General features: G+C 48.7%; 9 protein-coding genes. 8 read left to right on the forward strand and 1 reads right to left on the reverse strand.

Annotated features, from left to right (window positions below):
* Positions 1-6: 6 nt before the first annotated feature.
* The gene (locus B5M13_RS30925; RefSeq protein WP_080059320.1) at positions 7-1509 is read right to left on the reverse strand and encodes a GH3 auxin-responsive promoter family protein; all 1503 of its coding nucleotides are present in this window, start codon (positions 1507-1509) and stop codon (positions 7-9) included.
* Positions 1510-1700: 191 nt separating this feature from the next.
* Between B5M13_RS30925 and B5M13_RS30930 the strand changes: the two genes are divergently transcribed.
* From B5M13_RS30930 to B5M13_RS30965, 8 genes are all read left to right on the forward strand, one after another.
* On the forward strand, positions 1701-2726 hold the full coding sequence (locus B5M13_RS30930; RefSeq protein WP_020597389.1) for a rod shape-determining protein: 1026 nt from the start codon (positions 1701-1703) through the stop codon (positions 2724-2726).
* 100 nt (positions 2727-2826) lie between these two features.
* Positions 2827-3663: a rod shape-determining protein MreC gene (mreC, locus tag B5M13_RS30935; protein WP_080059321.1), complete on the forward strand. Its 837-nt coding sequence runs from the start codon at positions 2827-2829 to the stop codon at positions 3661-3663.
* 74 nt (positions 3664-3737) lie between these two features.
* Positions 3738-4244, forward strand: a complete 507-nt coding sequence (locus B5M13_RS30940; protein ID WP_080059322.1) for a hypothetical protein — start codon at positions 3738-3740, stop codon at positions 4242-4244.
* Between the two features lie 80 nt (positions 4245-4324).
* A complete protein-coding gene (locus B5M13_RS30945; RefSeq protein WP_080059323.1) occupies positions 4325-4816 on the forward strand; it encodes a GAF domain-containing protein in 492 nt (163 codons plus the stop codon).
* Positions 4817-4980: 164 nt separating this feature from the next.
* On the forward strand, positions 4981-5433 hold the full coding sequence (locus tag B5M13_RS30950) for a DUF4890 domain-containing protein (RefSeq protein ID WP_245859584.1): 453 nt from the start codon (positions 4981-4983) through the stop codon (positions 5431-5433).
* A 129-nt stretch (positions 5434-5562) separates the two neighbouring features.
* Positions 5563-6633 (forward strand): NHL repeat-containing protein, encoded by a 1071-nt coding sequence (locus tag B5M13_RS30955; protein WP_080059324.1) that lies wholly within the window; start codon positions 5563-5565, stop codon positions 6631-6633.
* Between the two features lie 13 nt (positions 6634-6646).
* On the forward strand, positions 6647-8155 hold the full coding sequence (locus B5M13_RS30960; protein WP_080059325.1) for a leucine-rich repeat domain-containing protein: 1509 nt from the start codon (positions 6647-6649) through the stop codon (positions 8153-8155).
* A 228-nt stretch (positions 8156-8383) separates the two neighbouring features.
* Positions 8384-11836: a DUF1553 domain-containing protein gene (locus B5M13_RS30965; RefSeq protein ID WP_080059326.1), complete on the forward strand. Its 3453-nt coding sequence runs from the start codon at positions 8384-8386 to the stop codon at positions 11834-11836.
* Positions 11837-11861: the final 25 nt, after the last annotated feature.

The following is an 11861-nucleotide window of genomic DNA, read 5'->3' on the forward strand; positions in this document are numbered from 1 at the left end:
TAACTATTATACATTTTGCATTACCTGCAACAAACCCTCGGCGATTTTGCGGTCGTTACTTAAACGGGGCACTTTGTTTTGGCCGCCCAGCTTTCCTTGTGACTTCATGTAACGCTGAAAGGCACCTCGTGACAAACTCGTTAGTTTTAAAGGTTGCAAGATAGAACCCGTAATCAGGTCGTCGTAATAAACGTTCAGCTCAATCAGTCGATTGTCTATGTCTTTGGCGAACGAAACCGGGTCATGTGGAGGGATAGCAAATTCAATAAACCATTCGTGGTAAGGTAGCCCTTCTTTCGGACTAACCATCGGGGCAACCGTAAATTCGACGACTTCGGTTTCGGGATGCTTTTGCATGGCAAACTGTAAAGCTTTTTCTACTTCTTCGCCAATAACGTGCTCACCAAAAGCCGAAATAAAATGCTTAATCCGACCTGTTACCAATAAGCGATAAGGATCACGCGACACGAACTTAACCGTATCGCCGATGGAATATCCCCAAAGGCCCGCGTTATTGTTGATGATTACTGCATAGTTTTTACCCAACTCAACCTCGTCAATAGTCAGTCGACGTGGGTTTTCCGAATAGAATTCGTTAGCGGCAATAAATTCGAAAAAGATACCGCTGTTCAGGAGCATTAACAGACCTTCTTCGGTCTGCGAATCCTGAAACGCAATGAATCCTTCTGAAGCGGGGTAGGTCTCGATGGAATCGATTCGCTTGCCAATACTCTCAAACAGCTTGGCGCGGTAAGGCTCAAAATTTACCCCTCCGTATACAAAGAGCGAAAAGTCAGGAAAAACGTCTTTGATCAGCTTGCCCGTCCGCTCCTGAATCCGGTCGAAGTACATCTGTACCCAGGGCGGAATACCGGAAATCAGCGACATCGGTTCGGGTAAGGTCTCGTCGATGATTTTCTCCAGCTTCGTTTCCCAATCTTCGATGGTATTGGTTTCGTAGCTGGGCATCTGGTTGGTACGCAGATAGGCAGGAACATGGTGATTGACAATGCCCGACAATCGACCAATATTGATACCTGCTTTCTGCGTCAGTTCGGGACTGCCCGATAAAAAAATGAGTTTTTTATCCAGAAAGGCGCTATTGCCCGTTTCGTTGACGTAATTCAGCAGGGCATCACGGGCTGAATTAATATGATTCGGAATCGAATCGCTTGTGATCGGGATGTATTTGGTACCCGAAGTGGTACCCGACGTTTTGGCGAAGTACAACGGTTTGCCTTTCCACAGAACATCGGAATCGCCATGCAAAATCTGTTCGATGTACGGTTTCAGGTCTTCGTAATCGCGGACGGGAACCGCCTGCCGAAACTCCTCAACCGTTTGCACGTCTTTCAGCCGGTGGTCGCGTCCAAACACCGTATCTTTTCCACCTTCAACTAATTTCTGAAACCAGTTTTGCTGAGCCTGAGCCGGTCGATACATCCAGTCTTGCTGACGTTCTACCACCCACTTAGCCAACGGCTTACTCACAACCGAACGAATACCCATAATAATGCAAAAGTAATGGATAATGAATAATGGATAATGTAAAATGACTAATGAGCGCGTCCTGACAATTATTCATTTTACATTATCCATTATTCATTATGTATTGAATGACTTTCTCTTGAATTATCTATATTTTTGCACACTTTTCAAAAAATCAGTACTCGTAATAAGGCGTTCTGCGTCAACCTATAATGGGACTTTTTAATTTTCTAACCAGCGACATTGCGATTGACCTGGGCACAGCGAATACCTTGATTATTCACAAGGACAGGATTGTGGTGGATGAGCCTTCGATCATTGCAATGGACAAAGTCAGCGGAAAAGTGCTGGCGATTGGCCATAAGGCCATGCAGATGCATGAAAAAACGAACGAAAATATCAAAACCATTCGCCCCCTGAAAGATGGTGTTATTGCCGATTTTACGGCAGCCGAACTCATGATTCGGGGCATGATTAAGATGATCGATACGGGTAGCAAGCTGTTTTCGCCTTCGCACCGAATGGTCATCTGTATTCCGTCCGGAATTACCGAGGTGGAAAAACGAGCTGTTAAAGACTCCGCCGAACATGCCGGGGCTAAGGAAGTGTATATGGTACACGAGCCGATTGCCGCAGCCATCGGTATCGGTATCGACATTACCCAGCCTAACGGTACGATGATTGTTGATATTGGCGGTGGTACTACTGAAATTGCGGTAATCGCCCTTTCAGGTATTGTCTGCGAACAGTCGATTCGGATTGCGGGCGACGTCTTTACGCGGGACATTGTCGATTACATGCGTCGGGAGCACAACCTGCTCATCGGTGAGCGGTCGGCTGAGCAAATCAAAATGGAAGTTGGTTCAGCCCTGCCCGAACTCGACAATCCTCCAGCCGATTACGAAATCCGGGGACGCGACCTGATGACGGGTATCCCAAAAGAAATCAAGGTTACCTACAGCGAAATCGCCTACTCGCTCGATAAGTCGATCTCAAAAATTGAAGAGGCTACCATGAAAGCCCTTGAAATTTCGCCACCGGAGCTGTCGGCCGATATTTACACCAACGGCATTCACCTGACCGGCGGAGGAGCATTGCTGCACGGTCTCGACAAGCGGCTGGGTGCCAAAACCAAACTACCGATTCACGTGGCCGACGACCCGCTCAAAGCCGTTGTGAAGGGAACAGGCGAAGTAATTAAGAACCTGGATTTGTACAAATCTGTTCTGATTAGTTAAAGTAACGCGGACGGTCCGCCGTTGCGGTGGAAACCCACGCTCTATAGCGATTTAATGATCATCTACAGAGCGCGGGTTTCTACCCGCGTTACTTGGATATATGGGAGAGTTAGTTGATTTTTTCTTACGAAGCCGAAACTTCATCCTGTTTGTGTTGCTGGAAGTACTTTGCTTTTACTTCATCATCAACACCAGCAACTATTGGGGCGTTACGTACTTCAATACCTCGAATCGGTATGCGGCTCAGATACTGGCCTGGTCGAACGCAGCCAATCAATACGCCAGCCTCCGGCAAGTCAATGCTGACCTGGCCCTCGAAAACCAACAATTACACGCTCGACTAACCAAATTACTCCAAAGTAAACCGGCGGCCCCCGTCGAATACCAGGCCGACTCGGCTTTTGCCGACCGATTTAAATTTACGGTAGCCAAGGTGGTCAATAACACGACGCAGTTTGCCAACAACTACATCACCATTGATAAAGGGACCGACGATGGCATTCGTCCGGGTATGGGAGTTATTTCCCCAACGGGTGTAGTAGGAAAAGTCAAAGTCTGTAATCCACATTTTTCAGTAATTACCTCTATTCTGCACTCAGAATATCAAGTGTCCTCAAAACTGGTAAAAGCGAATGAAATTGGAACCGCTACTTGGGATGGTGTTGACCCACATCTGATGAAATTAGATGCTATTGCACGGTATAAGCCTGTTGCCAAAGGCGACTCAGTTGTTACGTCTGAATTTAATTCAACATTTCCTCCAGGAATACTGGTTGGTCGAGTGCTGAAAGTTGGCGTTCAACCCAACCAAACCTTTCACGATATTACCCTCTATCTGGCCACCAATTTTAGCAACCTGTCGTTTGTCTATGTAGTCGAAAATCGGCTACAAGCCCAGCAGGACCAGTTAGAAAAACAAGTTGAAACTGAAAAATAAAAGCAGAGGTCGTTAGTTGGTAGCTTATTCAAATGGCTATTGGCTAACGACCTTTGACTGACAACTTATACCCAATGACTTTACGCGAAATCGTATCGACCGTATCGCTGTTTTTGCTCTACCTCGTATTGCAGATTGTGCTCGTACGGAATCTGGTGCTCTTCGATTATGCATTTTGCTTTGTTTATATCGCCTGTATCCTGCTCCTGCCCAATGAAACAAGCCTGACCTGGCTGTTGCTCATTGCTTTCGTGACAGGCATCATCGTCGATATGTTTTATAATACGCTGGGTATGCACGCGGCTGCTACGGTGCTGATGGCCTATTGCCGACCGTTTATTGTTCGGGCACAAATAGACGTGCCAGGCCTCGAATCACGTATCGAATTTTCGCTGAAACAACTAGGCACGGGCGCTTTCTTTCGGTATGTAGCCATTCTGGCACTTATTCATCACACAGCCTTGTTCTTTATTGAAGCCAGTAGCCTGTCGTTGATTATCCCGACACTTATTCGGGTTATTGCCAGCACCTTGTTCACCACATTGAGCATCGTGCTTATCCAGTTCTTCACAAGAAACTAAAGGATGTAGGATATATGATGTAGGGTAAAGTCAGGCAACTACATCATACATTTTATCCCCATTTATCATTTATCGTTCTTATGGCAGAAACACTCATCATCCCGCAAACGACTGACCGGAAGGCCATCTACGAAAGTCTGATCCCACAACTAACCGCCCTGGTCGAAGGAGAGCCTGATTTGGTTGCCAATCTGGCAAATATTGCCGCTGCCCTGAAAGAAGCATTCGGCTTTTTCTGGGTAGGGTTTTATCTTAAAAAGAATGATCAGTTGGTATTAGGGCCTTTTCAGGGACCCATTGCCTGTACGCGCATCCCTTTCAACAAGGGCGTCTGTGGGGCTGCCTATACCCGCAAAGAGACGATTCTGGTACCCGATGTTGAGCAGTTTCCGGGGCACATTGCCTGTAGCTCGGCTTCCAAATCCGAAATTGTCGTCCCTGTATTCGACAATGCCGGAAACGTAACCATGGTGCTGGATGTAGATAGTGACCGGTTAAATGATTTTAGCCCAACCGATGCCGATGGGTTAGAAAAAATCGTTCGCTTAATCACCTCATTGCAAACGACTTAAACCCGACAAACGCAATAGGCTCAATAGCGAAAATTAAGATTATTCTGCCCTTTGTAGCTGTGTGTTAAATACACTTATATCGGTTAAGATGTAATTAAAATCATGGCGTTCGTTAAACCGAACCGCACGATACCCGTCTCATAATCGGATTAACGACAAAAACCATGATTAAGAAACTTATGCTGAGCGGGCTGATGCTTTCGCTCTTATCTCTCCCGTTACTTGCTCAAACGGCCACTTCGGAAGCGCCAGCACAAACTAGCCCACGGATGGGCCGTGGTCGCACTATGCAGTCATATCAGGCGGCTGACCCTGCTACACGCGCTCAACGAATGACCGATCGGATGAAACAACAGCTCGGACTTGACGATGCTACGACCAAAAAGGTATATGATGCCACGTTAGCGCGTGCTCAAAAGGTCGATGCAATCCAGAAAGGTTCAGATGATAATAAGGCAAAAGCACAGTCCCTGAAAGCCAATGCCGACGACTACAAAGCGAAGCTGAAGGCAATCCTGACACCCGATCAGTTTGCAAAACTTGAATCCATGCGAAGCCAAATGCGCAAGGAGCATCGTGGACCGGGCGATGCCAACAACGAACAGGACAACAACTAGTTTTTGCGTCTTTTTGTAGAATAGCAGCCTATTAGGGATCGATCCCCAATGGGCTGCTATTCTATTGTGTACAGTAGCAGTAAAGTTTAGCCCTTCGTTACTTTTTCAGGAAAACAATAGAGTACGCTTATGGCCTCTTTCCTTTCGCGTCGATCCTTTGCCAAACAGGCAGCCCTGGCAACCGCAAGCACCCTGGCAACGCCAACGATTCTTTCTGCTAATCCCTACCAACATAAAGCAGATACCGTGGTATTAGGTCATAATGGGTTTAAATATCGGGTAGTACCGGGATGGGGCGTTTTAGATGCCGCCAAAAATCCTGTCAACGATTGCCATGAGATGGTGCAGGATGCAAAAGGCCGAATAATCCTTCTGACCAACGAGACCAAAAATAACATACTCATCTACGATAAATCCGGCAAACTCCTTGATACCTGGGGGCACGATTACCCCGGCGGTCATGGCCTGACGATTGCCGGCGAAGGCGCTGACCAATACCTGCTCATTGCCGATCCCGAACGTCATCAGGTTATCAAAACGGATTTGACTGGAAGGGAGCTACTGAAAATCGACTATCCCAGAGAAACGGGCAAGTATGATTACCCGACTCTGTTCAAACCCACCGAAACCACCGTCAACCCGGCCAACGGCGATATTTATGTTGTCGATGGATACGGCCTTAATTACGTTATGCAATACGACAAAAACGGTAAACTCATCCGTTTTTGGGGTGGTAAAGGCGAAACCAACGATACCTTCGACTGTTGTCATGGTATTGTTGTGGACCGACGTAATGCCGCCAATCCAATCCTTTTAATCACAGACCGACGGCACAATGCACTGAAGCGCTTTTCGCTGGACGGGAAATACCTCTCGACCATTGCTTTACCCGGTTCATACATTTGTCGTCCGGTCATTCATGGCAATAGCCTATATGGTGCGGTATTCCGTAGTACATCCGATGCGTATCCAGATTCAGGTTATATTACTATCTTAGACAAAAATGACCGAGTTGTATCTACACCGGGCGGAACAGAGCCAGTTTATCAAGATGGGAAATTAGGTGAGCAGCGAAAAGACCGAACCAATTCTCCTTTCCTGCATCCACATGATGTGCTAGTCGATGAAGACGAAAATGTTTATGTAGCTCAGTGGGCTTCTAAAAAAACATATCCAATCAAATTGGAGCGGGTTGCCTGACCTTAATTCCTGTATGAATCAATTTATTCTGGCGCAAGCCACAGTTTCGCCACCCGCCGACTGGGTACTGTTCTGGGGGCACTTTCACCCACTTATTGTCCATCTGCCCATCGGCTTTCTGCTGATTGCAGGTCTGCTCGAACTGGATCGACTAACCCGCCGTAATACGGTCAGCCAGCACACGATAACGCTTATTTTGTTCTGGTCGGCCGTAAGCGCGACGCTGGCCTGCTTGTTTGGGTACATGCTTTCGCTGGGTGGCGGCTACGAAGCCGAAACCCTGGATTCCCACAAATGGGAAGGTATTGGGGTAGCCGTTTTTGCGTGGCTGGCCTGGGCCGTAAAATCCGAAAACCTGGGCCGTATCATCCCCATAGCGCAATTAGCTTACTTACCCGCTCTTGGTGTTGCACTTTTGCTCCTATTGGCTGCGGGGCATAATGGGGGGAATTTGACCCACGGCTCCGATTACCTTACCCAGTACGCGCCCGGCCCAATCCGCTCTTTAGCCGGGCTACCTCCCAAACAACCAGCCTTTAAGGCTGAACCCATCAAGGATGTCAATCAGGCCATGGTCTATCAGCAGATCGTAAATCCGATTCTGCAAACCCGCTGTGTACAATGCCATAATGCCGATAAATCGAAAGCTAACCTCCGGCTCGACAGTCCGGAGATGATAAAGAAGGGCTATGAAGATGGGCCCGTCCTTGTAGCAGGGAAAAGCGCCAACAGCGAATTAATAAAGGTCTGCCTGCTCCCGGTAGAAGACGATCATCACATGCCCCCCAAGGGCAAAAACCAGTTGAGCGAAGGTCAAATCTCGCTGTTAACCTGGTGGATTGAGCAGGGAGCTCCGTTCGACAAAAAAGTGTCGGATTTGACCGTCAACGATGCCATTCGTCCAGTCCTGGCTTCGCTAAATGGAGGTGGGCCTATCGAAGCAGGAGGTTCAACAGTAGCGTCTGCTCCCGCACCCGAATCACCCGTGTTAACCATGAAGATGGAAGCCGCCGACCCCAAAGCGGTTGATGAGTTAAAGAAAGCGGGCCTGTTGGTATTACCTCTCTCGAAAGAACAAAATCAGCTCGAAGTCAGCGCCGTAAACGCCCGCAGTTTCAACGACGCCCAGGCGGCTTTACTGCCTAAAGTCAGCAAGCAGTTGGTCTGGCTAAAACTGGGCGATACACAAATCTCAGATGGTGCTCTGGCCCAGGTAGCCAAGCTTGAAAACCTACAAAAATTACATCTGGAACAGACCAAAATTACCGATGCAGGGCTAAAACAGCTTAAGAATCTACCCAACCTCGAATACCTGAACTTATATGGTACGGGTGTTACGGATGCTGGTCTGACGGAATTAACAAGTCTGAAAAACCTTAAAACGGTTTATCTCTGGCAAACCAAAGTAACAGATCAGGGTGTAGCGAACTTAAAAAAGGCAATGCCTAAACTGGATGTAATCGGTGGACTCAGCGAACAGGCGATAGCCGAACTGGCTAAAACGGCGGAACCAGCCAAATAGTCCAATTAATTAGGGCTCAATACGTATTTATTATTTCGAGACAGAAGCAATCTCAAGCTTACTCAACAGGCAAGTTTAAGATTTCTCCTGCCTCGAAATAATAAAAAATGGCCGAACTTTTTCTGTACATGAAAAAGCTTGAACAACATACCTACTAACTAATCGGCACGTTTTTGTATTTTTCTTTGTTATTTTTGTAACAGTATCCCAACGCTTTGTCCTGTTTGTATGCTCATTTGGTCTGACATACGCTTCCGATACGTTGTGCTTAGCGCAACAATTGGCCTCTTTGGGGCTTCCATCTGGTTGACGTCTTGCCGAACATCCATCGAAAAACCGGCTGAACTTGTTGCCGTTGAAGCTAACCTACCTGTAAAAGTCGATTACAACCTGCACGTTAAGCCCATCCTCTCGGATCGGTGTTTTGCGTGTCATGGTCCCGATAAAGCCAAACAACAGGCAGGTCTGCGACTGGACACGCCCGAAGGTGCTTACGAAGCTTTAGAAAAAACGGGACATACCGCCATCGTCCCCGGCAATCTGGCCAAAAGCGAGCTGGCCCATCGTATCCTCAGCACCGACCCGGAGGAAATGATGCCAACACCCAAGTCGAATCTGAGCCTGACAACTGAAGAAAAAGCCCTTTTGCTGCGTTGGATCGAACAGGGCGCCGAGTACAAAGAGCACTGGTCGCTGATTGCGCCAACGATGCCGGAAATTCCAAAGGTGAAAAACCAGCAATGGGTCAAAAACGACATCGACCGATTCATCCTGGCCAAGCAGGAAGCCAAAAAGCTGGAGCACGCACCCGAAGCTGACAAGACAACCCTGCTTCGACGGGTAAGCCTGGATCTGATTGGCCTGCCACCTACCCCTGCCGAAATTGACGCGTTCATAGCTGATAAATCCCCCAATGCGTATGAGAAAGTCGTTAATCGGCTGCTCAACAATCCGCATTATGGCGAACGACAGGCTGTCGAATGGCTCGACGTAGCTCACTATGCCGATACGCATGGCTATCAGGACGATGGCCTTCGGACGATGTGGCCCTATCGGGATTGGGTCATTCGGGCCTACAACCGTAACCTCTCGTTCGACCGATTTATTACCTGGCAGCTGGCGGGCGACCTGTTACCCAATCCGAACCGTGATCAGCTTATTGCAACAGCCTTCAACCGCAATCACCAGCAGAGTCAGGAAGGCGGTATTGTCGATGAAGAGTACCGGGTTGAATACGTAGCCGATCGCACCAATACGTTCGGGAAGGCCATGCTCGGCCTAACGGTCGAATGCGCCCGCTGCCACGATCACAAGTACGATCCAATCAGCCAGAAAGATTATTACTCGCTGTTCGCTTTTTTTAACAGCAATAATGACCGGGGACAAATACCGTACAATGGTGAAGCCGCACCAACCATTACGCTGACCAAGCCCGAAACGGACGCCAAACTTAAGTTCATACGCGAGCGTCTTACGCCACTTGAACAGCAGCTTAACCCCAATCGGCCTGCTTATCAGAAGCGGTTCGGTCAATGGCTGGGCCAAGCCGTCAAACGACCGCTTTCAACCATCGACTCGGGCCTGATTGCCCACTATACCTTTGACGAAGCTGACCGAACCGACATTAGCGCCTTCGTAAAAGCGGATCGGGAAAAACGAAAGCTAGAAGACGAAAAGCGTAAAAAGGAAGAGGAAACGCGAGCCAAATCCAAAAAATCGGTCGAAAAGCAGCCCGAAAAGAAAGAGCCTCCTAAGCGCAAAACGAAGGAAGAACTCTGGAAAGATCCGAGAAATGCCTTCGAAAACTCGGTCAACGATACCATTCCTGCTCGCTTAAGTGGTGACCCCGATAAGGTTCCTTACGCTGTTCCGGGACGGTTTGGCAAAGCCCGTTTCCTACCTGGCGACAGCTATATTGAATTACCGTCAAAATTTGGAGTCTTCGAACAAAACGAACCCTTCTCGATCAGTAGCTGGTTCAACCTGGCGAAGCCGAATATGGCACTAACCTTCCTGGGACGGACTACCGGGCCGATGGATGGACAACGGGGTTACCAGCTCGACCTGCTGGCTGACGGCCGCCTGAAGCTGACGCTCAGCCACGTTTGGCCGTCCAACGCTATTGATGTTGAAACGATTGAGAAAGTACCCGTTCATCAGTGGTTTCAAGTGGCTTTTACCTACGATGGCATGGGGCAGGCTCAGGGCGTGCATCTGTATCTGAATGGGAAGCCGATGCATACGAAAATCGTCGCCGACCATCTGATTCACAGTATGGTATGGGGTAAAGACCGCACCCACTGGGCCCAACATTCGTTTTATGTAGGCCGGATGCATGATAACTTCTACAAAGATTTTGCCGTTGATGAACTCCGCATTTACAATCGGTGTCTGACACCGCTGGAAATACCCCGGCTGGCTGGTCAGGCCGATGCGCTGGCGAATGCGTTGCGTACCGCCAACCGAACACCCGAACAGCGGTCAGGTTTGTATAACTACTATGTGGCTACCCAGGATCCTATATATCGGAATACCTTTGCCCAAGCTATGAAACTACGCGGGGAACAGATCATGCTCTACACCAACTCCGACCAGGTAATGGTGATGGAAGAGCGAAAGACACCCCGCGAGACCCATCTGCTGAAGCGTGGGGCCTATGACGCACCAGGCGAGGTTGTCACCCCAGCCGTTTTACACAGCCTGAATCCACTCGACGACGATCTTCCCAAAAACCGATTAGGTTTGGCTCAATGGCTGCTATCAGACAAAAACCCCTTGTTTAGCCGGGTAATCGTGAATCGGGTATGGCAACAGTATTTCGGACAGGGATTGGCCAAAAACAGTGACGATTTTGGCAATCAGGGCGCCTTGCCAAGCCATCCCGAACTACTGGACTACCTGGCTGTACAGTTTAGAGAATCCGGCTGGAACTTAAAAGCGCTACACAAAGAAATTGTGATGTCGGCCACCTATCGTCAGTCATCGACCGTATCAGAAAAAGCCCGTGAAGCTGACCCTGACGACGTATATCTGACGCGGGGAGCTAGTTATCGGATGTCGGCGGAGCAGGTACGGGATAATGCACTGGCTGTCAGTGGACTTCTCACGCAGCGGATTGGCGGCCCTAGTGTTCATCCCTATCAGCCAGCGGGGATCTGGGAAGCTCTGGCTACACGAAATGCGGTCAAATACGTTCAGAATCACAAGGATAGCCTCTATCGTCGGTCGATGTACACAATCTGGAAGCGTTCGTCGCCCCCGCCTATGATGTTGAACTTCGATGCGGCCGAACGGCATACCTGTATCGTCAAACGCCAGAAAACCAATACCCCGCTGCAGGCACTGGTCACCCTCAATGATCCGCAGTTCGTTGAAGCCGCACGGGTATTAGCCCAGCGAGCAGGGCAACAGGACGCAAGCAATAAAGATGAAAGAAAAGTAATCAATGAGCTGTTCAAATCCGTGATCAGCCGCCCAGCCCGTGCAGAGGAAGTAACGCTGATGCAACAACTCTACGCTGAAGAACTGGCTGATTTTAAAAAGAACCCCAAACGAGCAGTAGAGTTATTATCCGTAGGCGAATATCCAGTCGACACACACCAGAATCCGGCTGAACTAGCCGCCTGGACTGTGGTGAGTAGTACGCTGATGAATTTCGACGAAGCAATCATTAAACGATAGGTCATTCGCTTCGCTGTCATGTGTA

This window comes from Spirosoma aerolatum (assembly GCF_002056795.1).
GTDB classification, from domain to species: Bacteria; Bacteroidota; Bacteroidia; order Cytophagales; family Spirosomataceae; genus Spirosoma; species Spirosoma aerolatum.